The organism is Methyloceanibacter sp. (assembly GCF_050726195.1).
Classification (GTDB): domain Bacteria; phylum Pseudomonadota; class Alphaproteobacteria; order Rhizobiales; family Methyloligellaceae; genus Methyloceanibacter.
This window is the reverse complement of the sequence record NZ_JBOHJC010000006.1, coordinates 67,642-94,102: the sequence shown is the minus strand read 5'-3', so window position 1 is coordinate 94,102 and position 26,461 is coordinate 67,642. Positions and strand designations below refer to the sequence as shown.

At 65.2% G+C, this 26,461-nt stretch carries 26 protein-coding genes; 14 read left to right on the top strand and 12 right to left on the bottom strand.

Going from position 1 to position 26,461, the window contains the following annotated elements; genetic code table 11:
- Positions 1 to 15: 15 nt before the first annotated feature.
- The 3 genes from fabB to ACRECX_RS06020 form a co-directional block, all read right to left on the bottom strand.
- A complete protein-coding gene (fabB, locus tag ACRECX_RS06030; RefSeq protein ID WP_431557916.1) occupies positions 16 to 1,236 on the bottom strand; it encodes a beta-ketoacyl-ACP synthase I in 1,221 nt (406 codons plus the stop codon).
- A 35-nt stretch (positions 1,237 to 1,271) separates the two neighbouring features.
- Complete coding sequence (gene fabA, locus ACRECX_RS06025; protein WP_431557987.1) at positions 1,272 to 1,802, bottom strand: 3-hydroxyacyl-[acyl-carrier-protein] dehydratase FabA; 531 nt, start codon at positions 1,800 to 1,802, stop codon at positions 1,272 to 1,274.
- A gap of 193 nt (positions 1,803 to 1,995) precedes the next feature.
- Positions 1,996 to 2,355: a truncated hemoglobin gene (locus tag ACRECX_RS06020; protein WP_431557915.1), complete on the bottom strand. Its 360-nt coding sequence runs from the start codon at positions 2,353 to 2,355 to the stop codon at positions 1,996 to 1,998.
- 188 nt (positions 2,356 to 2,543) lie between these two features.
- On the opposite strand from ACRECX_RS06020, the gene irrA reads away from it, so the two are divergent.
- Positions 2,544 to 2,999, top strand: coding sequence for an iron response transcriptional regulator IrrA (irrA, locus tag ACRECX_RS06015; RefSeq protein ID WP_431557914.1), 456 nt, complete (start codon positions 2,544 to 2,546; stop codon positions 2,997 to 2,999).
- A 15-nt stretch (positions 3,000 to 3,014) separates the two neighbouring features.
- Here the strand turns inward: irrA and ACRECX_RS06010 are convergent, their stop codons facing one another.
- Positions 3,015 to 3,560: an SH3 domain-containing protein gene (locus tag ACRECX_RS06010; protein WP_431557913.1), complete on the bottom strand. Its 546-nt coding sequence runs from the start codon at positions 3,558 to 3,560 to the stop codon at positions 3,015 to 3,017.
- Positions 3,561 to 3,791: 231 nt separating this feature from the next.
- Here ACRECX_RS06010 and ACRECX_RS06005 point away from each other — a divergent pair, with 231 nt between their 5' ends.
- A complete protein-coding gene (locus ACRECX_RS06005) occupies positions 3,792 to 4,784 on the top strand; it encodes a 2-hydroxyacid dehydrogenase (RefSeq protein WP_431557912.1) in 993 nt (330 codons plus the stop codon).
- 42 nt (positions 4,785 to 4,826) lie between these two features.
- Here the strand turns inward: ACRECX_RS06005 and ACRECX_RS06000 are convergent, their stop codons facing one another.
- The 6 genes from ACRECX_RS06000 to ubiE all read right to left on the bottom strand — a co-directional run bounded on the left by ACRECX_RS06000 (position 4,827) and on the right by ubiE (position 11,360).
- Positions 4,827 to 6,056 (bottom strand): FAD-dependent oxidoreductase, encoded by a 1,230-nt coding sequence (locus tag ACRECX_RS06000; protein WP_431557911.1) that lies wholly within the window; start codon positions 6,054 to 6,056, stop codon positions 4,827 to 4,829.
- A 58-nt stretch (positions 6,057 to 6,114) separates the two neighbouring features.
- Positions 6,115 to 6,957, bottom strand: a complete 843-nt coding sequence (locus ACRECX_RS05995) for a HesA/MoeB/ThiF family protein (RefSeq protein WP_431557910.1) — start codon at positions 6,955 to 6,957, stop codon at positions 6,115 to 6,117.
- Between the two features lie 206 nt (positions 6,958 to 7,163).
- Positions 7,164 to 7,613, bottom strand: a complete 450-nt coding sequence (gene dut, locus ACRECX_RS05990; RefSeq protein ID WP_431557909.1) for a dUTP diphosphatase — start codon at positions 7,611 to 7,613, stop codon at positions 7,164 to 7,166.
- Positions 7,610 to 8,830 (bottom strand): bifunctional phosphopantothenoylcysteine decarboxylase/phosphopantothenate--cysteine ligase CoaBC, encoded by a 1,221-nt coding sequence (gene coaBC, locus ACRECX_RS05985; protein WP_431557908.1) that lies wholly within the window; start codon positions 8,828 to 8,830, stop codon positions 7,610 to 7,612. Before coaBC ends, dut begins: the two co-directional genes overlap by 4 nt.
- Before the next feature lie 163 nt (positions 8,831 to 8,993).
- Positions 8,994 to 10,571 carry a 2-polyprenylphenol 6-hydroxylase gene (gene ubiB / locus ACRECX_RS05980; RefSeq protein WP_431557907.1) on the bottom strand — a complete coding sequence of 526 codons (1,578 nt, stop codon included), beginning with the start codon at positions 10,569 to 10,571 and terminating at the stop codon, positions 8,994 to 8,996.
- 12 nt (positions 10,572 to 10,583) lie between these two features.
- The gene (gene ubiE, locus ACRECX_RS05975) at positions 10,584 to 11,360 is read right to left on the bottom strand and encodes a bifunctional demethylmenaquinone methyltransferase/2-methoxy-6-polyprenyl-1,4-benzoquinol methylase UbiE (RefSeq protein ID WP_431557906.1); all 777 of its coding nucleotides are present in this window, start codon (positions 11,358 to 11,360) and stop codon (positions 10,584 to 10,586) included.
- 86 nt (positions 11,361 to 11,446) lie between these two features.
- Here ubiE and mutM point away from each other — a divergent pair, with 86 nt between their 5' ends.
- From mutM to ACRECX_RS05915, 12 genes are all read left to right on the top strand, one after another.
- Positions 11,447 to 12,331: a bifunctional DNA-formamidopyrimidine glycosylase/DNA-(apurinic or apyrimidinic site) lyase gene (gene mutM / locus ACRECX_RS05970; protein ID WP_431557905.1), complete on the top strand. Its 885-nt coding sequence runs from the start codon at positions 11,447 to 11,449 to the stop codon at positions 12,329 to 12,331.
- 14 nt (positions 12,332 to 12,345) lie between these two features.
- On the top strand, positions 12,346 to 13,164 hold the full coding sequence (locus ACRECX_RS05965; RefSeq protein WP_431557904.1) for an enoyl-CoA hydratase: 819 nt from the start codon (positions 12,346 to 12,348) through the stop codon (positions 13,162 to 13,164).
- An 85-nt stretch (positions 13,165 to 13,249) separates the two neighbouring features.
- Positions 13,250 to 13,549 (top strand): putative quinol monooxygenase, encoded by a 300-nt coding sequence (locus ACRECX_RS05960; RefSeq protein ID WP_431557903.1) that lies wholly within the window; start codon positions 13,250 to 13,252, stop codon positions 13,547 to 13,549.
- A gap of 122 nt (positions 13,550 to 13,671) precedes the next feature.
- Positions 13,672 to 13,941, top strand: a complete 270-nt coding sequence (gene rpsT, locus ACRECX_RS05955) for a 30S ribosomal protein S20 (RefSeq protein ID WP_431557902.1) — start codon at positions 13,672 to 13,674, stop codon at positions 13,939 to 13,941.
- 637 nt (positions 13,942 to 14,578) lie between these two features.
- Positions 14,579 to 14,959 carry a rhodanese-like domain-containing protein gene (locus ACRECX_RS05950; protein ID WP_431557986.1) on the top strand — a complete coding sequence of 127 codons (381 nt, stop codon included), beginning with the start codon at positions 14,579 to 14,581 and terminating at the stop codon, positions 14,957 to 14,959.
- A gap of 114 nt (positions 14,960 to 15,073) precedes the next feature.
- The gene (gene dnaA, locus ACRECX_RS05945; protein WP_431557901.1) at positions 15,074 to 16,513 is read left to right on the top strand and encodes a chromosomal replication initiator protein DnaA; all 1,440 of its coding nucleotides are present in this window, start codon (positions 15,074 to 15,076) and stop codon (positions 16,511 to 16,513) included.
- A gap of 199 nt (positions 16,514 to 16,712) precedes the next feature.
- Entirely contained in the window at positions 16,713 to 17,831 is a 1,119-nt protein-coding gene (dnaN, locus tag ACRECX_RS05940; RefSeq protein WP_431557900.1) for a DNA polymerase III subunit beta, read from the top strand.
- Complete coding sequence (gene recF / locus ACRECX_RS05935; RefSeq protein ID WP_431557899.1) at positions 17,828 to 19,030, top strand: DNA replication/repair protein RecF; 1,203 nt, start codon at positions 17,828 to 17,830, stop codon at positions 19,028 to 19,030. The genes dnaN and recF overlap by 4 nt, the downstream gene beginning before the upstream one ends.
- A gap of 68 nt (positions 19,031 to 19,098) precedes the next feature.
- Entirely contained in the window at positions 19,099 to 21,531 is a 2,433-nt protein-coding gene (gyrB, locus tag ACRECX_RS05930; protein WP_431557898.1) for a DNA topoisomerase (ATP-hydrolyzing) subunit B, read from the top strand.
- A gap of 23 nt (positions 21,532 to 21,554) precedes the next feature.
- Positions 21,555 to 21,794 (top strand): DUF4160 domain-containing protein, encoded by a 240-nt coding sequence (locus tag ACRECX_RS05925; protein ID WP_431557897.1) that lies wholly within the window; start codon positions 21,555 to 21,557, stop codon positions 21,792 to 21,794.
- Positions 21,751 to 22,020: a DUF2442 domain-containing protein gene (locus tag ACRECX_RS05920; RefSeq protein ID WP_431557896.1), complete on the top strand. Its 270-nt coding sequence runs from the start codon at positions 21,751 to 21,753 to the stop codon at positions 22,018 to 22,020. Before ACRECX_RS05925 ends, ACRECX_RS05920 begins: the two co-directional genes overlap by 44 nt.
- 298 nt (positions 22,021 to 22,318) lie before the next feature.
- Positions 22,319 to 24,217 (top strand): transglycosylase domain-containing protein, encoded by a 1,899-nt coding sequence (locus ACRECX_RS05915; RefSeq protein WP_431557895.1) that lies wholly within the window; start codon positions 22,319 to 22,321, stop codon positions 24,215 to 24,217.
- An 8-nt stretch (positions 24,218 to 24,225) separates the two neighbouring features.
- Here the strand turns inward: ACRECX_RS05915 and ACRECX_RS05910 are convergent, their stop codons facing one another.
- Together ACRECX_RS05910 and ACRECX_RS05905 are read right to left on the bottom strand one after the other, a co-directional pair.
- Positions 24,226 to 25,068 (bottom strand): M48 family metallopeptidase, encoded by an 843-nt coding sequence (locus ACRECX_RS05910; protein ID WP_431557894.1) that lies wholly within the window; start codon positions 25,066 to 25,068, stop codon positions 24,226 to 24,228.
- A 90-nt stretch (positions 25,069 to 25,158) separates the two neighbouring features.
- Entirely contained in the window at positions 25,159 to 26,430 is a 1,272-nt protein-coding gene (locus ACRECX_RS05905; RefSeq protein WP_431557893.1) for a polyhydroxyalkanoate depolymerase, read from the bottom strand.
- Positions 26,431 to 26,461: the final 31 nt, after the last annotated feature.

Below are 26,461 nucleotides of genomic sequence, written 5' to 3'. Positions count from 1 at the left end.
CCGGCTCCCCGGTCGTCAATTCTCCAAACGGCGGAACACGAGTGTGGCGTTGGTGCCGCCAAAACCAAAGCTGTTCGACATTACGGCGTTAATGGCCACACCATCCTCGCGCTTCCGCACGATGGGCATATCGGCAACCTCGGGATCGAGGTTCTCGATATTGGCCGACTCGCAGATGAAGCCGTTGTTCATCATGAGCAGCGAATAGATCGCCTCGTGCACGCCGGCGGCGCCGAGCGAGTGGCCGGTCAATGATTTGGTGGCGCTTATGGGCGGGCATTTGTCGCCGAACACTTCGCGGACCGCCTCGATCTCGCGCACGTCGCCGAGGGGCGTCGAGGTGGCGTGCGGGTTGATGTAGTCGATCTTGCCGCCGTCGAGATTCTGCATGGCCATGCGCATGCAGCGCGCCGCGCCCTCGCCGGACGGCAGCACCATGTCGAAGCCGTCGGAGGTGGCGCCATAGCCGATCAGCTCACCGTAGATCTTGGCGCCGCGCGCCTTGGCATGCTCAAGCTCCTCGAGCACGACGACGCCGGCGCCGCCGGCAATGACGAAGCCGTCGCGTGCGGTGTCGTAGGCGCGGCTCGCCTGTTCGGGCCGGTCGTTGAAGTCCGACGACATGGCGTTCATGGCGTCGAACAAGACGGACAGCGTCCAGTCGAGCTCCTCGCCGCCGCCGGCGAAAACGATGTCCTGCTTGCCGAGCTGGATCAGCTCGCCGCCATTGCCGATGCAATGGGCGGATGTCGAGCAAGCCGAGGAGATGGAATAACTCACGCCTTTGATGTGATAGGGCGTCGACAGAGTGGCCGAGTTGGTGGAGCACATGGCCTTCGGCACCTCGAAGGGTCCGACTTTCTTGGGCCCCTTCTCGCGGGTGGTGTCGGCGGCCTGGACGATGGCGCGCGTGGACGGACCGCCGGAGCCCATGATCAACCCGGTACGCTCATTGGAGACGTCCGTCTCCTCCAGCCCTGCGTCGCGGATGGCCTGCTCCATCGCGATGTAGTTCCAGCCCGAGCCCGCGCCCATGAAGCGGCGCACTTTGCGGTCGATCATGCCTTCCCAATCGAGCTTGGGCGCGCCATGCACCTGGCAGCGGAACCCGAGCTCCTCATACTTATCGGCCTTGACGATGCCGGACTTCGCCTCGCGCAGCGAAGCGAGCACCTCCTGGGCGCTATTGCCGATGGAGGACACGATGCCCATGCCGGTCACGACCACGCGTTTCATGGGGTCAACGTCCTTGAAGCCAACGCCGCACAGGATCAAACACCGGCGGGAGCGGCTTCGCCCGCCTGGAACAGGCCGACCTTGAGGTCCTTGGCCGTGTAAATCGTCTCGCCGTCGGCCTTCAGCCAACCATCGGCCGTGCCAAGGGTGAATTTACGGCGGATCACGCGCTTGAGCTCCACAATATATTCGAGCTTCTTCATGGTCGGCAGCACCATGCCGGTGAACTTCACCTCGCCGACGCCGAGCGCGCGGCCCTTGCCGGGGGCGCCGAGCCAGCCGAGGAAGAATCCCAGCATTTGCCACAGCGCGTCGAGCCCGAGGCATCCTGGCATGACGGGATCGCCCTTGAAGTGGCAGGCGAAAAACCAGAGGTCGGGCTTTACGTCGAGCTCGGCCACGATCCGGCCCTGGCCGTGCTCGCCGCCTTCCTCCTCGACTTGCGAGATGCGGTCGAACATCAGCATCGGCGGCAACGGCAGCTGGGCGTTGCCGGGGCCAAACAGCTCGCCTCTGGCGCAGGCGAGGAGGTCCTCATAGTCGAATTGGCCTTTCCGTTCGGCCATCGGTTTCAGCACTCTCGTAGTCCCTTGCTGTAGACTGGAAATCTGGGGGGTTTCCTAACACAGACGCGGGGTCATCAAAAGCCCGCGGACGAAGCTCCAGAAACCCGTCTCTCAGGTCGCGGAACCCGAGCCAGCCTCGTCTTCCGGCGCTTCAGGACCGGCCGGCGCCGGTGGCGTCCTCAGCAAGCACGGCTCAGCCCCGCACGACGAGGGAGCGCTTGGCTTCGAACAGCGCGACGGCGCGCTCGACGTCCGGCTCGTCCAGCTTCGCCTCGTGAAGCGATTCGCGAAACAGCGCCACAGCCTGATCGAACGCCGCGGAGGAGATGCCCATGCTGCGGTGCACGTGCCTGATTTGCTCATCAGGAATGCTCGCCGGGCCGCCGAGGAGCGAGCAAATGAACCGCGTCTGATGGTTGATCAGGCGCGGCATGTCGACGCTCGCGAAGTAGGGCGCGACCACTTCGGACTCGAGCACCTTATCGTAGAAATTCAGCACGATTCCGGAAACGGCACCGAAACCGCCGATTTTGTCAAATAGGGATCGGCTCATTGGAATGCCCAGGCGAGGCCCATCTCGCTACCACTCGGGGCATTTGCATAGGGCTGAAGGGGTGTTCGCGTCGAGTGCTTTCCACCGGCTAAGCAGTGGCAAAAAGTCAGCCAGGGCGCGGCGTTGCGGCGGACGTGCCTTCAGCCTATATTTCCGTAGCTAACCCTTTGTCTGAGTATACGGCAACGATGGAACGACTGCCCCAAGGGCCACGACAGACGCCCCCCGATACGACGACCGGGGATGTTGCCGAGCTGTTGCGCGGCGCCGGCTTGCGCCCCACGCGCCAGCGGGTTGCGCTCGCGCGGCTCCTATTCGCCGAGGGCGACCGCCACGTGACCGCCGAGAAGCTGCACGAGGAGGCCTTGGCCTCTAAGGTGCCGGTGTCGCTCGCCACTGTGTACAACACCCTCCACCAGTTCACTGAAGCCGGACTGCTGCGAGAGGTCGCCGTCGAGGGCGCCAAGACTTATTTCGACACCAATACGTCGAACCACTACCACTTCTTCTGCGAGCGGAGCGGGAAGCTCCTGGACATCGCGACCGGCGCGATCCGCATCGAGGGCCTGCCGGAGGCGCCCGACGGTATGACAATTTCGCGTGTCGACGTGCTGGTTCGGCTCGTGGCGAAGGACGAGCGCTAGTCCGCCTTTGCCTGCCTATTTCACCTCTTCGCCGCGATAGACGCCCCACAGCTTGTCCTGCTCGGCGTAGCCGGAGTACCCCTCGACGGAAAGTTCACACCACTCTCCGTCGCAGGACATCACATCGCCGAGCACGCCCGACTGAAGCTGCGCCACGGGCCGCGCACCCGTTGAACGGCTACTGTGCAAGGTGACGCTTCCCTCGCCCTTGGACCAGGGGCTGACGAGCACCGTGCGCCGGCCGCTCAGCAGACTGTGAAATACCCAGCCGTCGGCGCCTTCGCTGTCGCGCACACGGCGCCAGTTCTCGGACTCGGCGATAACCTCGACGGGAAGGCCGGCGCGGGAGAACACCCAGACGATGGACTGGTCGGTGCTCGGCCCCCGCCGCACATTCACCTTGTCGGACTTGAGGCTGACGAAACGTGGTACGCGGAGGCCCGTCTTGGAGCCGTCCACGGCGGCCTGCTTGACGCCGTCCTCGGCCGCTGCGCCCCCGGCACCAACGGCTACGGCCAGCCCCAAGGCCACCCCAAATCCGATCACAACGCGATAGCGCACCGTCTCATCCCCGCCTTGGCATGCTGCCGGCCGGAGCAACCCCCGAATCGGCATTCTCTCAATGACGGAGAAAAGTGAAAGGATCGTGGCTCAGGGCTTTTTCCCGGCCCCTACGCCAATATGACGCTTTATCTCGCAAAGCCCCTTCTGTTAGACAAAGCGCGCAAAACTACCGCTTGGCAATCAATCTGGGGGAACCTCCCCGCCCCTGGCCTCCTTACGGGACACGTTATGGCTTCTGACCGATCGCTCGTTATCGTCACGCGTAAGCTCCCCGATGTCGTGGAGACACGGCTCAGGGAGCTGTTCGACGCGCGGCTCAATCTCGACGACAAGCCCTTTTCGCGGGAGGAGCTGATCGAGGCGGTCAAGACGGCGAACGTGCTCGTGCCGACCGTCACCGACCGCATCGACCGGGCCGTGCTCAGCCAGGCCGGCCCCGACCTCAAGCTCATCGCCCAGTTCGGCACCGGCGTCGACAATATCGACCTCGACACGGCGAGGAACCGCTCGATCCTCGTCACCAACACGCCCGGCGTGCTCACCGAGGACACCGCCGACATGACCATGGCGCTGATCATTGCGGTGCCGCGGCGACTTGCAGAGGGCGCCGCCTTGCTGCGCGACGGCACCGACGAATGGCACGGCTGGTCGCCCACTTGGATGCTCGGACATCGCATCTACGGCAAGCGGCTCGGCATCGTCGGCATGGGACGCGTCGGTCAAGCGGTGGCGCGGCGGGCCAAGGCGTTCGGCCTCCAAATTCACTATCACAACCGCCGGCGGGTGGCGCCCGACGTCGAAAAGGCGCTGGAGGCGACCTATTGGGACAGCCTCGACCAGATGCTGGCGCGCATGGACATCATCTCCATCAATTGCCCGCACACGCCGGCGACCTATCACCTGTTGTCGGCACGGCGCCTGTCGCTGATGAAGCCAACCGCCTACATCGTCAACACCGCGCGCGGCGAGGTGATCGACGAGAACGCGCTCGCGCGCATGATCGAGAACAACGAACTGGCCGGCGCCGGCCTCGACGTGTTCGAGCACGAACCGGCGGTCAATCCGAAACTGCTCAGAAGCAACAAGGTGGTGGTGCTGCCCCATATGGGGTCGGCCACGGTTGAGGGCCGCGTCGACATGGGCGAGAAGGTCATCATCAACATCAAGACCTTCCTGGACGGCCACGCGCCGCCCGACCGCGTCCACCCCGCGATGTTCTGATCCAGGGGACAGACGTCAGAGATCAGAAATCAGTCTTTCTGATCACTGATTTCTGACTTCTGATCCCCTGATGTGCTCGGGGCGGAGACCCATGCCGATCAGCCGGGCCGGGATGCGCCGGAGCCTGGGGAAGCGGTTGAGCAGCTTCGCCACCAGGGGCAGTTTCGGCCGCGCCGTCATGGCAAGCACGTTGGAGATGACGCGGTTCTGCATGAAGATCTGGATCGCCTGAGTCATCTCGGTCGGCCATTGGCGCCTTTTCTGCACCAGGCGCAGCACGTCTTCCGTAACCTTTTCTTCCCGAAGAGGCCCGGCCAGAATGTTGGCGGCGGCGACCGCGTCCTGAATGGCGAGATTGATGCCCACACCGCCGATCGGCGACATGGCGTGCGCCGCATCGCCGATGCACAGAAGGCCCGGGCGGTACCAGCGCTTGAGGCGATCGACGCGCACGGTGAGCAGCTTCACGTCGTCCCAGGAGGCGAGCTCGCGCACGCGGTCTGAGAGCTTGGGGTTCAAGGTGGCGATATCGAGGCGGAAGGCCTCGAGACCGCGGCGGCGCAGCTCGTTGAAGCCACCCTTGGGAATGACGAAGGCGCACTGCCAGTAGTCGCCGCGGTTGAGCATGATGAAGAACCGCCCTGCCTCGATGTGGCCGAAGCTGTCGGACCCATCGCCAGGCTGCTTGGAGAGGCGCAGCCACAGCACGTCCATGGGCGCGCCGAGGTCCTCGACCTCCAATCCTGCGAGCTTGCGCACGACGGAGTGTCTGCCGTCGGCGCCGACGACGAGATCGGCACGAATGTCGAGCTCACCCTGGGGCGTTGCCGCCTTCAAGCCGATGACCCGATCGACGTCGGTGATGAGCTCGTCCACCTCCGCCTGCATGCGAAGGTGAAATGTCGGATAGGCTTTGGCCGCCGCGGCGAGGAAGTTGAGAAAGTCCCATTGCGGCATGAAGGCGATGAACTTGCAGTGGGTCGGCAGGTGCGAGAAGTCGGCGATCATGACCTGCTCTTCGCCGATGTGGGCGCTGAGCTCGCTCACTTTCTGATGCGGCTGCTTGAGGAACTCATCGAGCAGGCCGAGCTCGTACATGACCTCGAGGGTAGAGGGGTGAATGGTGTCGCCGCGGAAATCGCGAAAGAAATCGGCGTGCTTCTCCAGCACGACGACCTCAACGCCGGCCCGCGCCAAGAGGAAGCCGAGCATGACGCCGGCCGGCCCGCCGCCGGCGATGGCGCATTGCGTAGTAAGACTCTCAGTGCCCATGACCGCCTTGATAACGGGATTTGGTTAACGCCGGCCTCGCCGTTTGCGTTCGCGGGGACTAGCCGCCGGCCTCCGCCATGAACTTGCGGTGGTGCGACAGGTCGCGGAACCGCGGATTGCGGCCATTCAGCGGGTTTTCCGGGTCCCAGCCGTAGCTCACGACCGCGAACCGTGCCTGGAGAGCATCGTAAAGAAGGAGCCGGGCCACGAGTCCCTCGCCGAGGCCGAGCAGCTCCTTCACCACCTCGACCGCCTGGAGGCAGCCCATGACACCGGCTACCGCGCCGAGAATACCGGCCTCCGAGCAGGGCGGCACGGTGCCTTCGGGCGGCGGCTCTGGGAACAGGCAACGATACGATGGCCGCGGCTTGCCGTCCCCGTCCGTCTCGAAGGCGCGGAACGTGGTGAGCTGGCCGTCGAACGGGCCGACCGCGGCGAACACGAGGGGCAGCTTGGCAAAGTAGCAGGCGTCGTTAACGAGATAGCGCGTGGCGAAATTGTCGGAGCCGTCGGCGACGATGTCATAGCCGCGTACGATGTCGAGCGCGTTCTCAGGGACCAGGCGCGTGGTGTAGAGCTTTGCCTCCACATGCGGATTGAGGCGCTCGATCGCCGCCGCCGCGCTCTTGGTCTTGGCGCGCCCCACGCTCTTTGTGTCATGAGCCACTTGGCGCTCGAGATTGTCGAGGCTCACGCGGTCGTCGTCGATGATGCCGATAGTGCCGATCCCCGCCGCGGCAAGATAGAGAATGAGCGGCGAGCCGAGGCCGCCGGCGCCAACCACGAGCACGCGCGAGCCTTTCAGCCGCTGCTGGCCTTCGCCGCCGATCTCCTTCAGCACCAGATGGCGCTTGTAGCGCTCGATTTCTTCGGGGGTGAGCATGGTCGGACTGTATGCCATCCCCGCCATTTCGTCATTGCCGGGCTTGTCCCGCCTACGCGGGCCGAAGCCTTTGGAAAGTGGTTCAGCCGCTTTGCTTCGGCGGGCGAAGGCCCGGCAATCCACTGGTGACTCCGCAACCTGCCGCCCCGCCCTATTGGATGCCCGGAACAAGTCCGGGCATGACGAAGGCACGCTTGAGGGATAAAGCTGGTTCTGCCGCGCAATTATCCGGTGGAGCCGAAGCCGCCCTGCCCGCGCGTCGTATTCTGAAGCGCGTTGGCCTCGACGATCTCGACATGGGTCACGGGCGCGATCACGGCCTGGGCGATGCGGTCGCCGCGCTGGATGAGAAACGTCTCGCTGCCGAGATTGATGAGGATCACCATGACCTCGCCGCGATAGTCGGCATCGATGGTGCCGGGGCTGTTGAGCACGGTGACGCCATGTTTGAGCGCAAGGCCTGAGCGCGGCCGCACTTGCGCCTCGTAGCCTCGCGGCAGTTCGAACACGAGCCCGGTCGGCACGAGGGCGCGGTCGTTCGGAGCGAGCGCGACGGGTGCGCCCTCCCGCACGGCAGCCATGAGGTCGAGGCCAGCGGCATGGTCCGATTGATAGGCGGGGAGCGGCAGACCCTTGGCGTGGGGCAGGCGCAAGATCCGAAGCTGCACGCTCATTCGGCGGCCGAGCGCACGGTGGCCAAGGCTTCCGCGGCACGGGCAAGGAGCCGGGCCGCCATCTCATCCTTGCTCATGGCCGGCCAGTCCTCGACGCCGGCGCCCGTGACGAGATGCACGCGCGTGCGGTCGCCGCCCATGATGCCGGTTCCGCCCGACACGTCGTTGGCGACGATCCAGTCGGCCCCCTTGGCGCGGCGCTTGGCGGCGGCGTTGTCCACGACGTTCTCCGTCTCGGCGGCGAAGCCGATGACGAGGCCGGGGCGTTGCGGACCCCGCACCGCAATGGTCGCCAGGATGTCCGGGTTCTGCGCGAGGATGAGCGAGACCTCGCCGTCTCCCTGCTTCTTGAGCTTCTGCGCGGCTTCCGCTGCGGCGCGCCAATCGGCGACGGCCGCCGCGCAGATGGCGATATCGGCGGGGAGCGCATCGAGCACAGCATCCAGCATCTCGTGCGCCGTCTCGACCTTGAGCACGGTCGCGCCGTCAGGGTCGGGGAGCGCGACAGGCCCGCTCACCAAGGTCACGCGCGCGCCGAGGGCTGCAGCGGCGCGGGCGAGCGCATGGCCCTGCTTGCCGGACGAGCGGTTGGCGATATAGCGCACAGGATCGAGGGGCTCATGGGTGGGACCGGAGGTGATCAGCACATGGCGGCCGGACAGCGGGCCCTGCTGCTTGGCGGCGAGCAGCCGCTCGATCGCCTCGATGATGGCGGCGGGCTCTGCCATGCGGCCTGGGCCGTATTCGCCGCAGGCCATCTCGCCCTCCTCGGGGCCGACGAAATGGATGCCGTCGGAGCGCAAGGTCGCCAGGTTCCGGCGGGTCGCGGGATGCTGCCACATGCGCACATTCATGGCTGGCGCGGCGAGCACCCGCTTGTCGGTGGCGAGCAGCACGGTGGAGGCGAGGTCGGAGGCCGTGCCCGTCGCCATCTTGGCAAGAAGGTCGGCGGTCGCAGGCGCCACCACGACGAGGTCAGCCTCTCGCGACAACCGGATATGGCCGATCTCAGCCTCGTCCTTGAGGTCGAACAAATCGGTGAAGCACTTCTCCTCGGAGAGCACGGCGAAGGAGAGCGGCGTGACGAACTCTGCGCCGCCAGCCGTGAGGATCACGCGCACCGATGCACCCCGCTCCTTCAAGCGGCGCACGAGCTCGAGGCTCTTATAGGCGGCGATGCCGCCGCCGACGATGAGCAATATGCGCTTGCCTTGCACCTTCGTCTCTCACTCCGCTGTCATTCCCGCGAAAGCGGGAATCCAGTAACCACCGATCTTAGCAATAACTGACTGCACTGATTACTGGATTGCTCGGCCCTTCGCCCGCCGAAGGCGGGTCAAGCCGGGCAATGACAAGAAAATAAGGCGTAATGGTCAACAATCAAAACACCAGCGCGAGAGCGATGGCGACGAGGGCGATGGCGCCGACCCAGACGCCGATCCTGGTCCAGCGGCCACGCCGTCCTTGCGCCTCGGCAAGCCGCTCCACCGAGTGGTCGTCGAGATGCATGCCCTCCTCGACCATGGCGGTGAAGGCGTCCACCGTCCGCTCGGCCTGGAGCAGGAACTTCGGGATATCACCCATGAAGCGGCCCACCGAGGCCGCGCTCTCGGCCGCCTGCTCGAACCGCGCGCCCGCCCCGAACTGGCTCTCCATCCACTCCTTCACCACGGGCTCCGCCGTGACCCAGATATTGAGGTCTGGGTCCATGTTGCGGCCCACGCCCTCGACCACAACCATGGTCTTCTGCAGGAGGAGAAGCTCCGGCCGGGTCTCCATGTCGAACACTTCGGTGTATTGGAACAGTTGGCCGAGCAGGTGCGCCATGGAGATCTCGCTCGCCGGCCGGTCCATGATCGGCTCGCCGATGGCGCGCAAGGCTTGGGCGAACTGCGCCACCGAGTGCTTGCGCGGCACATAGCCGGCGTCGAAATGCACCTCGGCGACGCGGAGGTAGTCGCGGGTGATGAAGCCGTGCAGGATTTCGGCGAGGAAGCGCCGCTCCTTCATGCTGAGGCGGCCCATGATGCCGAAATCCACGGCGACGATGCGCCCCTTGTCGTCGACGAAGAGGTTCCCGGGATGCATGTCGGCGTGGAAGAAGCCGTCGCGCATGGCATGGCGCAGGAAGGTTTGCACGAGCCGAGCGCCTAATTCTTTCAGGTCGTGGCCGGCGGCGTGCAGCTTGTCGTGCTCGGCGATGGGGATTCCGTCGATCCACTCCAAGGTCAGCACGCGCCGCGCGCTCCGCGTCCAATCGACCTGTGGCACGCGGAAGCCTTCGTCGTCCTTCGAGTTGTCGGCCATTTCGGAAATGGCCGCCGCCTCCATGCGCAAATCCATCTCGATGGCGACGGATTTCGCCAAGGTGTCGACCACGGCGAGGGGGCGAAGCCGCCGCGACGGCGCATGGAAGCGCTCGATCATGCGCGCGGCGAAGAAATATGAGTCGAGGTCCTTCTGGAAGCGCTGCTCGATGCCGGGGCGGAGCACTTTGACGGCGACCTCCTTCAGCGTGCCGTCCGGCGTCTTCACCTTGGCCTTGTGCACCTGGGCGATGGACGCCGCGGCGACCGGCGGTCCGAACTCCACGAACAGCTGCTCAATCGGCGCCTCCAGCGCCTCCTCAACGGCCTTCACCGCCTCTTCTTGCGAGAAGGGCGGCAGGCGGTCCTGAAGGGTCGAGAGGTCGCGCGCCAGCTCGCGCCCGATGATGTCGTCGCGGGTGGCGAGGAACTGGCCGAGCTTGATGTAGGAGGGGCCGAGCGAGGTGAGCGCCTTGGACAGCCGCGCCTCATTGCCCGAGGCCCTGCCGTTCTTGCGGAGCGGCGCGGTGACCCGGCCGAACACGCCGAGCGGTCCCGGTAGATTGGCGTGGTCGGGGAGCACGCGCGCGCCGGACCAGGCGATGGTGGCGCCAGCCTTGGTGAGCCGCGCCATATTGGCGATAGCGTTCACGTCATTGCCTCATCACAAACGCCAGCCGGAATGGAGCGCGGCGATGCCGCCGGTCAGATTGCGATAGCGCACGCGGTCGAAGCCCGCATCTTCTATCATCCCCATGAAGCTTTCCTGATCGGGGAAGCGCCTGATGCTTTCGACGAGATAGCGATAGGCCTCGGCGTCGCCGGCGACAAGAGCGCCGAGCCGCGGGATCGCGTTTAACGAATAGGCGTCGTAGAGCGTGTCGAGCAGAGGCATCTGGACGCTGGAAAACTCAAGGCACAGGAAGCGACCGCCCGGCCGGAGCACGCGAAACGCCTCGGCGAGCGCCTTATCGATATGGGTGACGTTGCGGATGCCGAAGGCGATCGTATAGGCGTCGAAGCTCGCGCTCGGGAACGGCAACGCCTCGGCATTGGCCTGGACAAAGCTGAGGCGCTGCACCTTCCCGGCGGCCCGCGCCCGGCCAGCCTCGATCATCGCCGCGCTGATGTCGCAGATGACGGCGCGGCCGCCCTCCCCCGCCTCCGCCAGAAAACGAAAGGCGATGTCGCCAGTGCCGCCGGCGACATCCAGCAGCGCAAACGGAACGGCGCCTTTCGGGGGGTTGAGCGCGTCGATCAGGTCGGCTTTCCACAGCCGGTGGAGACCGCCCGACATGAGATCGTTCATGAGGTCGTAGCGGGGCGCGACCCGGGCGAAGACCTCGTTCACCAAGCCCTGGCGCGCGCTTTCCTCCACAGGCGCGAAACCGAAGCTCGTCTCAGGGGCGCCGGAAGGCCGATTTTTCAGGTGTTCGGACATGCGCGGGACAATAGCGCACGGCCCAAGTTCAGGCTATTGTTGCACCGCAATGAACTTTCTTCCGCACTGCGGTATGAAGGACGGCCATGCCTGAATTGCCTGAGGTCGAGACGGTGCGCCGGGGTTTGGAGCCTGTCCTGGTCGGCAACGCGTTCGCGCGGGTCGAGCAGCGTCGCCCCGACTTGCGCTTTCCCCTGCCGAAGCGGTTTGGCGAGCGGCTTCAAGGCCGCACCGTCGAGGCGCTCGACCGGCGCGCCAAATATCTCTTGGCGCGGCTCGACGACGGCGAGGTTCTCGTCATGCACCTTGGCATGACCGGCCGCTTCTCCATCGATCACGCAAATGGCGCCGTGGCCTCGCCAGGGCAGTTCGCTCACGAACAACGAAAGGTCCCGAAGCATGAGCACGTCGTGTTCCATCTCGGCGACGGCACCGCAGTTCGCTATAGCGACACGCGCCGATTCGGGATCATGGACCTTGTGCCGGCAAAGGCGCTCGAGAGCCACGCGCTGTTCAAGGGGCTCGGCGTCGAGCCGCTCGACGATGGACTCAGCACCGAATGGCTCGCCTCTAAGCTCAAGGGGAAGGCCACGTCGATCAAAGCGGCGCTTCTCGACCAGCGGCTGATCGCGGGGCTCGGCAATATCTATGTCTGCGAGGCGCTATACCGCGCCGGCATCTCGCCTTTGAAGCTCGCCGGATCACTCGCCACGAAATCCGGCATGCCAACCAAAAAGACGGAAACGCTCGTCGAAGGAATCAAGGCGGTGCTGATGAGCGCCATCAAGGCCGGCGGCTCGTCGTTGCGCGATTACCGGCACACCGACGGCAGGCTCGGCCGCTTCCAGCACCGCTTCAAGGTCTACGGCCGCGAAGGCAAACCCTGCCAAAGGAAAGGATGCGGCGGCACCGTCCGCCGCATCGTCCAGGGCGGCCGTTCGACCTTCTACTGTCCAACCTGCCAGAGATAAGGGAACTGACACACATGTTTGTCGAAGACATCGCAAGGGGCGAGCAAGCGTCCGGGGCAAGTTCCTATGAGACGCTGATCGTTACCAGGAAGGGCAAGGTCGGGCTCATCACGCTCAACCGGCCGCACGCGCTCAACGCGCTCAACACGCTCCTCATTAGCGAGCTGAATCGCGCGTTGAAGGCGTTCGAGGCGGACCCCGCCATCGGCGCCATCGTCATCACCGGAAACGAGAAGGCGTTCGCCGCCGGCGTCGACATCAAAGAGATGCACACCAAGACCTTCGTTGAGGCCTATGGCAGCGATTTCCTCGCGCCGTTCGACAAGATCGGCAACATCAGAAAGCCGATCATCGCCGCGGTGGCGGGCTACGCGCTCGGCGGCGGCTGCGAGCTTGCCATGAGTTGCGACATCATCCTCGCCGCCGACAACGCCGTGTTCGGCCAGCCGGAGATCAATCTGGGCATCATGCCTGGCGCCGGCGGCACGCAGCGGCTGACGCGCGCGGTAGGCAAGGCGAAGGCCATGGAGCTTTGCCTGACCGGGCGGTACATGAAGGCCGAGGAGGCCGAGCGGTCAAATCTCGTGAGCCGGGTGGTGCCTGAGGCGGAGCTGATGGACGAGGCAATGAAGGTGGCCGACAAGATCGCCAACCTGTCGCAGCATGCGGTGATGATGATCAAGGAGGCGATCAACCGCGGCTTCGCCACGACGCTCGCCGAGGGCACGCGGTTCGAGCGCGGTCAGTTCTATTCGCTGTTCGCGACCGAGGACCAGAAGGAGGGCATGGCCGCGTTCATCGAGAAGCGCAAGCCCGAGTTCAAGAACCGCTAGAGCCCGCGTTCCCTGCCTTTGAGCCTCCCGCCTCACCGCCGGTGAGTAGTAGTATTGTACCCTGTCAGCCGCACGGGAGGGGGCCATGCAGGGAAAGGTCACGGTCATCGCGTTTCATCGCGCCAAGCCCGGTAAGGAAGAGGCGCTGCGCAAGGCGCTCATTGCCGTGTGCGCGCCAACCCGCGCCGAGAAGGGCTGCCTCAACTACGATCTCCACGCGTCCCCCGACGATCCATGCCTCCACGTGTTCCACGAGAACTGGGAGTCGGAAGCCGATCTCGACGCGCATCTCGCCTCGCCGCATATCGATGCCTTCCGCGCCATCGCCCCCGACCTCCTCGCCGAGCCGCCCGACATCACGCGATGGTATGAGATCAAGGAGTAGTGCGCCGCGACCGGAGTTGACGCATCTCGGGGCGCTCGCTATAGAGCACGGCAAATCTCCCGTTTCTTTAGCCTTTCAGCCGTGGGTTGCGGCCCGAGGGGCGCACCTTAAGGATCCTGAAAATGGCCAATACCAAGTCGGCAAAGAAAGCCGCTCGCCAAACCGTCCGCCGCACCGCCGTCAACAAGACGCGGCGGAGCCGCATGCGCTCGTCCGTGCGCACGGTTGAGGAGGCGATCGCCTCCGGCAACAAAGAGGCCGCTCGGGCCGCCCTGAAGGAAGCCGAGCCGGTCATGGCGCGCACGGCACAGAAGGGCATCCTTCACCGCAAGACGGCGTCGCGCAAAGTCTCCCGCCTCGCCAAGCGCATCAGCGCCATGGGCGGCGCTTAGGCAAAAAAGGGCGGGGGCTGTTGCCCGAACGCCACAGCGATTGCGCACGGTTCTCTGCGCAACATGTCAATTCGACGAATATATCAATTGCTTGACAACCGGCCGCCGGTGCAGCCGGACGATGCTTATCCACCGACTCGCCTCTAGAAAAAAAAATCTTAGGGCCCGGCCTGCGCCAATTGCCCTGCTTTTGCCGGCCAGGGGGCCAGATGCCCGGCGAATCAGGCTTGCGGCACAGAGGCTTGGAGAGAAGGGCTAACCGCTCCGATTACTGGTCATTCGGCGCCGGCGGCCGCCGTTCCATCGCTTGATCGGCGCGGTTTGCGTGTGTATAGTCTAACCATCCGAACGGGGAAGTCCCCTCCTTAACAATCGAGTATCTTGGCCCACGGTGTTCGCCGGGACAGAATTTCTTTGTCTTCGGAGTAAGGAGCCATGCAAAGCTTGTGGAATGCTTATGCGTAAGCTGTGAATCTCGCGGGTGAAAATTGGCTGAAGTCACCCCATATTGTCGTCAACAGAAGAACTGTTCTTGCGTCGTGCTCAGATTTTTTGGGGAGGAGGCTCGATCTTGGGCGCGCAGTCTAACGAAAACGCGGTCGACGAGGTGAATGTGGCGACGGCCTGGAAAGGCCTCATGGAACACCCTCGGTCGCAGCTCGTGGATGTGCGCACCCGCGCGGAGTGGACATATGTCGGGATTCCCGATCTCGGGCCCGTGGGCAAACGCGCTGTCCTCGTCGAGTGGCAGACGTTTCCCGACCAGTCCGTCGACCCGCGCTTCGCCGATCGCCTTGCCAACGAGTTGAAGGCGCTCGGCGTCCAGTTGGACGACGACCTCTTCTTCATTTGCCGTTCGGGTAGCCGGAGCTTGGCCGCGGCCAAGGCGATGGCGGACGTGGGGTATCGTGCCTGCCACAATGTCTCCGAGGGGTTCGAAGGACCGCTCGACGACGAGAGGCATCGCGGCTCCGTGAAAGGGTGGAAGGCGATCGGGCTTCCCTGGCAGCAAAGCTAGGGGCCGATCGATTGGGACGGTCGTGGCTGTCCGCGTCGGTCAAGTTGGCTGCTCAAGTATCTTGCGTGCGGTGCGTAGTGGCGCGAACGAAATGAATGGGAAAGAGCAAGAACCGTGGCACAAGCACATGCACAACGAGAGGAGCAGTGCGCCCCGAGCGATGCGTGGGCGAGAGTCAAGACCCGGCTGCGCGGCGAGCTTGGCGAGGACGTGTACGCAAGCTGGTTCAGAGGCGTGGAGGTCGAGCAGGTGGACGGCGGCATCGTCCATCTCACCGTGGCCACCCGCTTCCTCAGGAACTGGCTGCGCACGCACTACTATGAATCCGTTCTGAGGTTCGCGCGCGCCGAATGGCCGACGGTCGAGCGTGTCGAGTTCACGGTCAGGCAGCCGCATTTCAATATCGAGCCGCCGAAGGAGCAGCCATGCGAGCGGCGAATGCCGGCCGCGCCGGTGGCCGATCTTGCGCCGCTGCCGATGCCGTTGCGCACCGGCTATGGCGGCTTCGAAGGCTCGCCGCTCGACCCGCGGCTTAGCTTTGCGAGCTTCGTGGTCGGGGCGTCGAACAAACTCGCCCATGCCGCGGCGCAGCAGGTGGCGGCCGCCTTCTCGAGCCCGCAAGCGCCCTTTAACCCTCTGTTTCTCCATGGAAATGTCGGGTTGGGCAAGACTCATCTGCTGCATGCCATCTCCTGGGAGGTGAAGCAGCAAAAGCCCGAGGCAGAGGTGCTCTATCTCACCGCCGAGCGCTTCATGTCCGGCTTCGTCCAAGCCTTGCGCGCGCGCGATGCCCTCGCCTTCAAGGAGAAGCTCCGCAACATCGACATTCTCCTGATCGACGACATGGAGTTTCTGCAAGGCCCGACCATCCAGCAGGAGTTCTGCCACACCTTGAACTCGCTGATCGACGGCGGGCGCCAGGTGGTGGTGGCGGCCGACCGCGCGCCGACGCATCTCGACAAGCTCGATATGCGCATGCGCTCGCGGCTGGGCGGCGGCCTGGTGGCCGAGATCAAGGCCATGGACTACGACCTCAGGCACAAGATCCTGGAGAAGCGCGCGCAGGAAGCCTGTGCCGAAACGACTGGGCTCGACGTATCGGAAACGGTGCTTGCGTTCCTCGCCGAGCGACTGACGGAAAGCGGCCGCGAGCTCGAAGGAGCGGTCCACCGTTTGCGCGCGAGTTATCAGCTCACCGACGAGCCGGTGACCATCGTGGTCGCCGAGCAGATCGTGCGCGATCTCATGCGCGGGACGGAGCCCCGCCGCGTGCGCATCGACGACATCCTGAGGACGGTGTCCAAGCACTACGGCGTCAACCGCAGCGATTTGTTGTCGGGGCGGCGTAACCGCTCGATCGTGCGGCCGCGGCAGATCGGCATGTATCTCGCGAAGCTTCTCACCTCGCGTTCGCTGCCCGAAATCGGCCGGCGGTTCGGCAATCGCGACCACACCACGGTGCTACACGCGATCCGCAAGATCGAGCAACTCATGACCGACGACAACCAACTCCGCGAGGAGATTGAGCTTCTGAAGCGCTTGCTGCGCGACTGAGGGGGAAGGGCGGAGGGAGCCTTGGACCAAACCAAGGCCTCCCGCCGCTCTTGCAAATTGCCCCTCGCCGGGTCAAGTTCGACCAGGATTTCCGCCCGCCTCGCCAAGGCTTTCACCAGGGTCGGACCGGAGCCGGTAAGAGCTTCGGGCTGGGTTCACCCGGCATAAAATGCGTCAATTTTCGGGGTATTCTCCAACCATGCGCCTTACCATCGACAAGCCGGGTCTCGCCAAGGCGCTCGCCCACGTGGCGAGCGTGGTCGAGCGGCGCAATACCATCCCCATCCTGTCGAACGTGCTGCTGGGCGCGGGCGCCAACGCGCTCAAGCTGACCGCGACCGACCTCGACATGGAGCTCGTGGAGACGGTGCCCTGCCAGTCTAAGGGGGACGGCGCGATCACGGTGCCGGCGCATATGTTCTACGACATCGTGCGCAAGCTGCCCGAGGGGAACGAGATCACGCTCGAGCGCGACGCCGAGCAGGAGCGGCTCGTCATCACCAGCGGGCCGGCGCAGTTCTCGCTCCAGACCTTGCCGGCTGACGACTTCCCGGCGCTCAGCGTCGACGATCTCGGCCATGCCTTCCCCCTGTCGGCCGCCGAACTCAAGCGCTTGATCGAGAAGACGCGCTTCGCCATCTCCACCGAGGAGACGCGCTATTACCTGAACGGGATCTACCTCCATGCCGCGGAGAGCGGCGGCAAGCCGACATTGCGGGCGGTGGCCACCGACGGGCACCGGCTTGCCCAGGTCGAGCAGCCGCTCCCCTCAGGCGCCAAGGGCATGCCGGGCGTGATCGTGCCGCGCAAGACGGTGCTCGAACTCTCCAAGCTCGTGGAGGACGCCGACGGCGAGGTGCGCATCGAGCTGTCGCCGTCGAAGATCCGCGTCACCGCCGGCCGCGTGATCCTCACCTCGAAGCTCATCGACGGCACCTTCCCCGACTATGAACGTGTGATCCCGCAAGGCAACGACAAGCGCATGGAGGTGGACAACGCCGCCTTCGCCCAGGCCGTCGACCGGGTCTCCACCCTGTCGAGCGACAAGGGCCGCGCGGTGAAGCTCGCGCTCACTGACGGCAAGCTGGTGCTGTCGGTCAACAATCCGGACTCCGGCAGCGCCACCGAGGAGCTGCCCGTGGACTACGGCTTCGACCCACTCGAAATCGGCTTCAACGCCCGCTATCTGCTCGACATTTCGGGGCAGCTGGAAAGCGGCACCGCCGAGTTCCAGCTCGCCGACCCGGGCTCTCCCACCATGGTGCGTGACGTGAAGGACGCGTCCGCGCTCTACGTGCTCATGCCGATGCGGGTATGAGGGCAAAAGCGCGCGAAGAGGGTCACGGCGAGGCGTTGGCGGCGGAAGGGACCGGCCACGCGCCACAGCGCCTCTACGTCAAGGCGCTCATGCTCAGCGACTTCCGCAACTACGCAAGCGCGCGGCTCGAGCTCGACGCATCGCCGGTCGTGCTCGTGGGCGACAACGGCTCGGGCAAGACCAATCTGCTCGAAGCGGTGTCGCTGCTTGGCGCGGGTCACGGCCTGCGCGGACGACCCTATGGCGAGCTCTGCCGCAAGGACGGAAACGGTGGCTTCGCCATCGCCGCCACGGTCATGTCGCGCCACGGCGAGGTGGATATCGGCACCGGCTTCATGCCCGGCACCCGCGAAGAGGGCGCGGGCCGCACCGTGCGCATCGCCGGCAAGGAGAGTAGCACCGGCGCGCTCGGCGACTACGTGCAGCACGTGTTCCTCATTCCCGCCATGGACGGCCTGTTCACCGGGCCGGCGTCCGAGCGGCGGCGCTTCCTCGACCGGCTCGTGCTCGCCGTCGATCCCAAGATGCGCAAGCCGCTCGGCCGCTACGACCGGGCCATGCGCCAACGCAATCGACTGTTCCAGATGCGCGAATATGCGCGCGCACTGTTCGAGGGCCTCGAGGAGCAGATGGCGGAAGCCGGCACGGCGATCGCCGCGGCGCGGCTCGACGCGGTGGCGCGGCTCTCCGGCCTGATCGACGAGACGCGCGCAGCGCGGGGCGACGGCCCCTTCCCGCATGCGGTGCTCGCGCTGGAAGGAACGCTCGAGAGCGAGCTTCAGGCGCGCCCGGCCACCGAAGTGGAGGACCTGTTCCGTCTCATCCTGGAAGAGGGCCGCGAGCGCGACCGTGCGGCGTCACGCACTCTTGAAGGGCCGCACCTAAGCGACCTTATTGTGGTGCACGGGCCCAAGAATGTGCCTGCGCCGCACTGCTCCTCGGGCGAGCAAAAGGCGCTGCTTCTGGGTCTCATTCTCGCCAAGGCGGATTTGATCAAGGCACTCGAAGGCACCTCCCCGCTCGTCCTCCTCGACGAGGTCGCGGCGCACCTGGATCAGGCCCGGAGAGAGGCGCTTTTTGGCGAAATTCTGCGGCTTGGGGCCCAGGCCTGGTTGACTGGAACAGACCGGGAACTTTTTTCGCCGTTGGCGCAAGACGCCCAAATCTTGGCCGTGAATCGGGGTATTATCGCAGCGTGATTCTGAGGGCTGCCCGAGCCGCCCGACAAGACCAACAACGACCTCCAACAACCACCCTCCAGGGAACCATGACACCGGCTGCAAAACGCAAAGCAGAAGCCGCCGCCGATTACGGCGCAGAGTCGATCAAAGTGCTGAAAGGCCTCGACGCCGTGCGCAAGCGGCCGGGCATGTATATCGGCGACACCGACGACGGCTCGGGCCTCCACCACATGGTCTACGAGGTGGTGGACAACGCCATCGACGAGGCGCTCGCCGGCTTCTGCGACGAGATTCACGTCACGCTCAACGCCGACGGCTCGGTGACGGTGGAGGACAACGGCCGCGGCATCCCGACCGAGATCCACAAAGGCGAAGGCGTGTCGGCGGCCGAAGTGATCATGACCCAGCTCCACGCCGGCGGGAAGTTCGACCAGAACTCCTACAAGGTGTCTGGCGGACTGCACGGCGTCGGCGTGTCGGTGGTGAACGCGCTGTCGAGCCACCTCGAGCTGATCATCTGGCGCGACGGCAAGGAGCACGCCATTCGCTTTGCCGACGGCGTCGCCAAGGCGCCGCTGAAAGCCGTTGGCGATGCGGGCGGCAAGACCGGCACGCGCCTCACCTTCGTACCGTCGACCGTCACCTTCACCATGGTCGACTTCGACTATGCGACCCTTGAGCACCGCCTGCGCGAGCTTGCCTTCCTGAATTCCGGCGTGCGCATCACGCTGTCGGACCATCGCGGCGTCGAGCCGAAGGTCGAGGAGATGCACTACGAGGGCGGATTGCGCGCGTTCGTCAAATTCCTCGACCGCACCAAACACCCGCTCATCAACGAGCCCGTGGTGGTCGAACGGACGCAAAGCCGCATCACGGTCGAGGCGGCGCTGTGGTGGAACGACAGCTACCACGAGAACGTGCTGTGCTTCACCAACAACATCCCGCAGCGCGACGGCGGCACGCATCTCGCCGGCTTCCGCGCGGCGCTGACGCGCACGGTCAACACCTATGCCGCGGAGTCGGGCATCGCCAAGAAGGAGAAGGTGGCGCTGACCGGAGATGACGCGCGCGAGGGACTGACTTGCGTTCTGTCGGTCAAGGCGCCAGACCCGAAATTCTCGAGCCAGACCAAGGACAAGCTCGTGTCCTCAGAGGTGCGCCCGGTGGTCGAGGGCGTGATGGCGGAGGCGCTGTCGCAATGGTTCGAGGAGAATCCGGGTGAAGCGCGCAACATCGTGCAGAAGATCGTCGAGGCCGCGGCCGCGCGCGAGGCCGCCCGCAAAGCCCGCGATCTCACCCGCCGCAAGGGCGCGCTCGACATGGCCTCCCTCCCCGGCAAGCTCGCCGACTGCCAGGAGCGCGATCCCGCCAAGTCCGAGCTATTCCTGGTCGAGGGCGATTCCGCCGGCGGCAGCGCCAAGCAGGCGCGCGACCGCGCGTTTCAGGCGGTGCTGCCGTTGCGCGGCAAGATCCTCAACGTCGAGCGCGCGCGCATCGACAAGATGCTGTCGAGCGCCGAGATCGGCACGCTCATCACCGCGCTCGGCACGAGCATCGGCGATGAGTTCGATCTCGCGAAGCTCCGGTACCACAAGGTCATCATCATGACCGACGCCGACGTGGACGGCTCGCACATCCGCACACTTCTGTTGACGTTCTTCTACCGGCAGATGCCGTCGGTGATCGAGGCGGGCCATCTCTTCATCGCCCAGCCTCCCCTCTACAAGGTGAAACGCGGCAACCAAGAGCGCTACCTCAAGGACGAGAAGAGCCTCGAGGACTATCTCATCGGCGAGGGCCTGGAGGACGCCGTGCTGATGACAGGCGACAATGCAGCGCGCGGCGGCGGCGACTTGCGCGACATCGTCGAGACTGCGCGCAAGGTCACCGCGATCCTCAAGGGCCTGCACAGCCGCTATCCGCGCTTCGTCGTCGAGCAGGCGGCGATCGCCGGCGCGCTCAACCCCAAAGTGCTGAAGGACACCAAGCAGGCGCAGGCCGCGGCCGCCTATATCGCCAGGCGCCTCGACGCGCTATCTGAGGAGACCGAGCGCGGCTGGCACGGCGAGGCGCTTCAAGAGGGTGGCTTGCGCTTCTGGCGCGAGTTGCGCGGCGTGATGGAGTCCCACCTGATCGACGGGCCGTTCATCGCCTCCGCCGACGCGCTCAAGCTCGACCACTATGCGCCCCATCTCCAGGAGGTCTACGCCAAACCCGCCACCTTGAAGCGGAAGGAGACGAGCCTCGCCGTGCATGGACCCTCCGACCTGCTCGATGCGGTGATGGAGACCGGCCGCAAGGGGCTCTCGCTCCAGCGCTACAAGGGCTTGGGCGAGATGAACCCGGAGCAGCTGTGGGACACCACGCTCGATCTCGAAACGCGCACCATCCTCCAGGTGAAGATCAAGGAAGGCGAGGATGCCGACGACATCTTCTCGCGGCTGATGGGCGACTTGGTCGAGCCGCGGCGCGAGTTCATCCAGGAAAACGCGCTGCAAGTCGCCAATTTGGATGTGTGAGGATTGTTGGACAACCGCCGCCAATGAGTCCGACCGTCCTTCGCGAGAAGGGCTATCGCTTTTTCTTCTTTTCGAGGGAAGAACCCCGCTGCCGCATTCACGTTGAAACGCCTGGCGGCGAGGCAAAATATTGGCTAGAGCCACGATTGGCATTGGCCCGCAATCATGGCCTATCCAGCAAGCAGCTCGCAGAAGCCGAAGCGATAATCGAGGCAAACCATGGCAGAATCATTCGCGCTTGGCACGAGCACTTCGGGAGCTGAGGTCACACATGTCTCCTCCCAAGGCGTGTGGCTGCTGGCTCGCGAGAAGGAGCTGTTTTTGCCCTATGAGCAGTTCCCGTGGTTCAAGGATGTTCCTCTCGCAGCCATTCTCAAGGTGGAGGAACCGCGGCAGGGGCATTTCTACTGGCCGGACCTCGATGTCGACCTGACGGAAGAGATCATTGAGCACCCGGAGCGCTTTCCACTGAAATCTCGGGTGAAGTAAGGCTTCGACCCACCCCATCCCCCACCCCTTAACGGCATGGCAAGGCGGAGGCCTTAGGGTTACCGCCACAAGGAGCCTTGCGCGGGGCGGTCAGCTGCCCTAGCGGGCTCCTGTTCGTGCGTTCAGTTCGGGGCGGCAAGGCATGCAAGGGGCGCGGCGGGGCGTAAGACCCGGATCTGGCGGACGACGGCGCGCGGGCCCCGGCGACCGCGCGCGTCGGCCCCAATCGCGCCGCGGGCCGGCAAGGCGCAAAGGCCGGCTTTGGCGCCTCCGCCGCGCGGTCAGGCAGCATCCTTATTTGTTCAAGGCGCTCCGCTTCGGCCTGCTTGCCGCCATCTGGGGCACCATCATCCTCGCCGGCGCGGTGGTCTATTTCATCGCCAAAGTGCCGGACCCGATCCTCGCCACCCTCGACGACCGGCCGCCCAACGTGACGATCCTCGCCGCCGACGGCACGGTGCTCGCCGAGCGCGGCTTACGCCGCGGACACATTCGCGTCGAATCGCTGCCGCCGCATCTCATCAAGGCGGTGATGGCGACGGAGGATCGCCGCTTCTATCACCATTACGGCATCGATCCCGTGGGTCTCGCCCGCGCCACCTATCGCAACGTGAGCGCCGGCGCCGTGGTCGAAGGCGGCTCGACCATCACCCAGCAACTCGCCAAGAACCTGTTCCTCAAGCCGGAGCGCACGATGACGCGCAAGCTGGAGGAGCTGATCTACGCCGTGTGGCTCGAGCAGCGCTTCACCAAGGACGAGATCCTCGAGCTCTATCTCAACCGTGTCTATTTCGGCGGCGGCACCTACGGCGTAGAGGCCGCGGCGCGGCACTATTTCGGCAAGTCGGCGCGCGCCGTCAGCCTGCCCCAGTCCGCGCTGCTGGCCGGGCTTCTCAAGGCGCCGTCGCGCTACGCGCCGACGCGGAGCGCGACCCTAGCGAGCGCGCGGGCCGACCAAGTGCTCGACAACATGGTGGACGCAGGCTTCCTGTCCGCGGAAGAGGCCGCCGCCGCGGCGCGCCAGCCGCTCACCTTGCGCGCCAAGGGTGACGACACAGGCTTTCCCTACACGGTCGATTGGGTGGCGGAACTCTTGCCGGAATATGTCGGCGAGCACGAAGGCGACCTCGTCGTCGAAACCACGATCGATGCGAGTCTTCAGCGCGCAACACAGGAACGCTTGCGCAAGCTGCTGGACGGCGAGGGCGCGGCGCACGGCGCCGGCGAAGGCGCGGTGGTGGTGCTCGATCCATGGGGCAGCGTGAAGGCGCTGGTCGGCGGGCGGTCCTATACGCTCTCCCCCTACGACCGGGCGATCAAATCGCTGCGTCAGCCCGGCTCGGCGTTCAAGCCGTTCGTCTACCTTGCGGCGCTGGAGAGCGGCTACACGCCCGACTCGGTCGCCTATGACGGGCCGGTTAATATCGGCGGCTGGACGCCCGAGAACTACACCGACGACTACAAGGGCCAGGTGACGCTGCGCTACAGCATGGCGCACTCGCTGAACACGGTGGCGGCCAAGCTCACCGCCGATGTCGGCGCCTGGCGCGTGGTGCGCACGGCGCGGCGCCTCGGCATCAATTCCACCTTGCATGCCCAGCCGTCGATTGCGCTCGGCACCGCCGAGGTGACCTTGCTCGAGCTGGCCGGCGCCTACGCGCCGTTCGCCAATGGCGGCCAGGGCGTGCTGCCCCACGTCATCACGCGGGTCACGAACGGCGACGGCAAGGCGCTCTACCGCCGCCGCCAGTCGACCACCGGCCAGGTGGTGGCGCTCAATCACGTGGGCGCCATGAACGACATGCTGAACGCCGCCATCATGCGCGGCACGGGCAAGCGCGCGGCGATCCCGGAGCATGCGGCGGCCGGCAAGACCGGCACCACCCAGAATTCCCGGGACGCCTGGTTCGTCGGCTATACGGCGCACTATGTGGCCGGCGTGTGGATCGGCAACGACGACGGCGCGCGCATGAGCAAAGTGACGGGCGGCACTTTGCCGGCGGAGCTATGGCACGACACCATGTTCTACGCCCACCAGAACAAGCAGCCCCTGCCGCTGCCAGGCACGCACGGCCCGCGTCCGCTACAAGACGCCATCGCCGTCCGCATGCCATGGTCCTCGCCCTCCACGAAGAACAAAGGTGGCCAGGACATGCCGCTCTATCAGCGTGTGCTCGGGATTTTCGGCGGCGGCTAGCCGGTCCGCTATTCGATGCTGCGCTTCGGCGAACGGCCTTGCGAGGAGGGGTGCATCCCCTCGGCGCCGTAAGCATGCAGGCTCGATCCATATTTGCGCAGCCAGTTCCGTGCCTCCTCGTGGCGCGGCATGGTGCGGGCGACAAGCGACCAGAAGCGCGGCCCGTGATTCATGTGGGCAAGATGCGCCACTTCATGCGCGGCGAGATAGTCGAGCACGAAGGGCGGCGCGAGCAAGAGGCGCCAGGAGAAGGACAGCGCACCTGACGTCGAGCATGAGCCCCAGCGCGTGGTCTGGTCGCGCACATAGATCCGCTTCGGCGTCAGATCGAGACGCCTGGCGTGCAGATCGACGCGAGCCTTGAGGTCGAGATGGGCCTGGCGCTTCAGCCAGTCGAGCAGACGCCGCGATGCGTGCACCTTCTCGCCCGACACATGAAGGCGCGGCAGACGCCGGGCCGAGACGCGCGCGCCCGCCGGCCATGCCGGCGCGGCCTTCGCGGCCTCCGGCTCCTCGACCCAGACGACGCCGCGGCGGCGCACCGCGCCGGCGAAGCGGATGACGTGGGCGAAGCCGCGCAGCGGAATGATGGCGCCGTCAGCAAAGGGCACGGGGTCCGGCAGGATGGCCACCCGCTCTTTCAGCCAGTCGAGATGGCGCGACAGGAACTCGTCGGCGTCGGCGAAGCTCGAATAGAGCGGCATGGTCAACAGGGCGCCGCGCCGCGCTTCGCTCACCTGCAGGCTGAAGCGTCTCGCTCGCGCGCTGCGCCTAAGGATCATCGGGATTTCCAAGCCCCGAATCTTGACCTCGATGGTCTCCCCGCGCCCGAGATTGAGCCGCTTTAGCATCGTAAACGCTCCCTACTAACGCCCTTTGCCACCCCGAATCTGAGGGGACATACAGTAGCACAGGGACTTACAGGAGCGCGCGCCTCTGCTTTAGGCAGCCCGCCTGAAAGCCCGCGCCAAAATGCCTCTGCGGCGCTGATTGGCCCTTAAAAATGCACGGATTTTCGGGAGTATTTCGGCCCGGAAGCGCGAACCATTAAAAACGCCGTAGTGGCCCACGCCGGGCTGCAAATGGTGGGCGCGCATGGTCTCATGGAGGCTTTTGCACAAAATATGTGCAGCCGCCGTCTGGCCTATCCCGGAAATATCGTCCTTCTCACCCTCAACGGTCATGAGGGCCACCCGATGGACCTTGCTTGGGTCGACTGGGACGCCACGGTGGAGCATTTCACCCTTGGGAAGCTTGTGCTCGAGGAACACGGTCTCGATGGTCTGGAGGTAGTATTCGGCCGTCAGGTCCATCACGGCCAAGAACTCGTCGTAGAACTCGCGATGCTTGTCGGCGGAGTCGCCGTCGCCGCGTATGAGATTGTGAAACAGGTCGCGGTGCGCCGTGAGATGCCGGTCGATGTTCATGCCCATGAAGCCGGAGAGCTGGAGGAAGCCCGGATAGACGAGGCGCATCATGCCCGGATAGGGCCACGGGACCTGAGTGATGACGTTATGGCGAAACCAGCTCAGCGGCTTGCCGTCGGCGAAGCGATTGACGGCGGTCGGACTCATCCGCGCATCGATCGGCCCGGCCATGAGGATCATGGAGCGCGGCACGAACCAATCGCCCCGTGCCTCCATCAGCGAGACCGCGGCGAACACCGGCACGGTCGGCTGACACACCGCCATGACGTGCACCTTGCCGCGGAAGTAGCGCAGAAATTCAATGATGTAGTCGATATAGACGTCGAGGTCGAAGGGGCCTGCGGCGCGCGGCACGAAGCGCGCGTCCTGCCATTCGGTGACATAGACCTCGTGATCGGGGAGCAGGTCGCGCACCGTGCCGCGCAGCAAGGTCGAGAAATGCCCGGCCATGGGCGCCACGACCAGCACCTTCGGATCGTTGCGCCGACGCGACGCAGGCACGTCGCGCTCGAAGTGAACGAGGTTGCAGAACGGCTTGGCGATGACCGGCCGCTCGTGCACCGCGACCTCGCTTCCGTCCACCGCAACCTTGTCGATCCCCCAGGCCGGCTTGCGGTAGCGGCGCGTCGAGCGCTCGAACAATTCGAGCGCGGCGGCAGCACCGCGGCCGAGTGGCGTATACGACGCCGGATTGAGTGGATTCCGGAATAGAAGCCGGTAGGCGTCGGCCGCAGCCCGCGCAGGACGCAGCGCAGCCTGGTTCAGCTCATAAAGGTGGTACAGCATGAATCCCTCCGACTAAGCAGCAGTCTAATGC

Excerpts from the sequence above, each read along its gene's own strand:
- fabB (WP_431557916.1), bottom strand. The coding sequence starts at position 1,236 with ATGAAACGCGTGGTCGTGACCGGCATGGGCATCGTGTCCTCCATCGGC.
- fabA (WP_431557987.1), bottom strand. The coding sequence starts at position 1,802 with ATGGCCGAACGGAAAGGCCAATTCGACTATGAGGACCTCCTCGCCTGC.
- ACRECX_RS06020 (WP_431557915.1), bottom strand. The coding sequence starts at position 2,355 with ATGAGCCGATCCCTATTTGACAAAATCGGCGGTTTCGGTGCCGTTTCC.
- irrA (WP_431557914.1), top strand. The coding sequence starts at position 2,544 with ATGGAACGACTGCCCCAAGGGCCACGACAGACGCCCCCCGATACGACG.
- ACRECX_RS06005 (WP_431557912.1), top strand. The coding sequence starts at position 3,792 with ATGGCTTCTGACCGATCGCTCGTTATCGTCACGCGTAAGCTCCCCGAT.
- ACRECX_RS06000 (WP_431557911.1), bottom strand. The coding sequence starts at position 6,056 with ATGGGCACTGAGAGTCTTACTACGCAATGCGCCATCGCCGGCGGCGGG.
- ACRECX_RS05995 (WP_431557910.1), bottom strand. The coding sequence starts at position 6,957 with ATGGCATACAGTCCGACCATGCTCACCCCCGAAGAAATCGAGCGCTAC.
- dut (WP_431557909.1), bottom strand. The coding sequence starts at position 7,613 with ATGAGCGTGCAGCTTCGGATCTTGCGCCTGCCCCACGCCAAGGGTCTG.
- ubiE (WP_431557906.1), bottom strand. The coding sequence starts at position 11,360 with ATGTCCGAACACCTGAAAAATCGGCCTTCCGGCGCCCCTGAGACGAGC.
- mutM (WP_431557905.1), top strand. The coding sequence starts at position 11,447 with ATGCCTGAATTGCCTGAGGTCGAGACGGTGCGCCGGGGTTTGGAGCCT.
- ACRECX_RS05965 (WP_431557904.1), top strand. The coding sequence starts at position 12,346 with ATGTTTGTCGAAGACATCGCAAGGGGCGAGCAAGCGTCCGGGGCAAGT.
- ACRECX_RS05960 (WP_431557903.1), top strand. The coding sequence starts at position 13,250 with ATGCAGGGAAAGGTCACGGTCATCGCGTTTCATCGCGCCAAGCCCGGT.
- rpsT (WP_431557902.1), top strand. The coding sequence starts at position 13,672 with ATGGCCAATACCAAGTCGGCAAAGAAAGCCGCTCGCCAAACCGTCCGC.
- ACRECX_RS05950 (WP_431557986.1), top strand. The coding sequence starts at position 14,579 with ATGGAACACCCTCGGTCGCAGCTCGTGGATGTGCGCACCCGCGCGGAG.
- dnaN (WP_431557900.1), top strand. The coding sequence starts at position 16,713 with ATGCGCCTTACCATCGACAAGCCGGGTCTCGCCAAGGCGCTCGCCCAC.
- recF (WP_431557899.1), top strand. The coding sequence starts at position 17,828 with ATGAGGGCAAAAGCGCGCGAAGAGGGTCACGGCGAGGCGTTGGCGGCG.
- gyrB (WP_431557898.1), top strand. The coding sequence starts at position 19,099 with ATGACACCGGCTGCAAAACGCAAAGCAGAAGCCGCCGCCGATTACGGC.
- ACRECX_RS05925 (WP_431557897.1), top strand. The coding sequence starts at position 21,555 with ATGAGTCCGACCGTCCTTCGCGAGAAGGGCTATCGCTTTTTCTTCTTT.
- ACRECX_RS05920 (WP_431557896.1), top strand. The coding sequence starts at position 21,751 with ATGGCAGAATCATTCGCGCTTGGCACGAGCACTTCGGGAGCTGAGGTC.
- ACRECX_RS05910 (WP_431557894.1), bottom strand. The coding sequence starts at position 25,068 with ATGCTAAAGCGGCTCAATCTCGGGCGCGGGGAGACCATCGAGGTCAAG.
- ACRECX_RS05905 (WP_431557893.1), bottom strand. The coding sequence starts at position 26,430 with ATGCTGTACCACCTTTATGAGCTGAACCAGGCTGCGCTGCGTCCTGCG.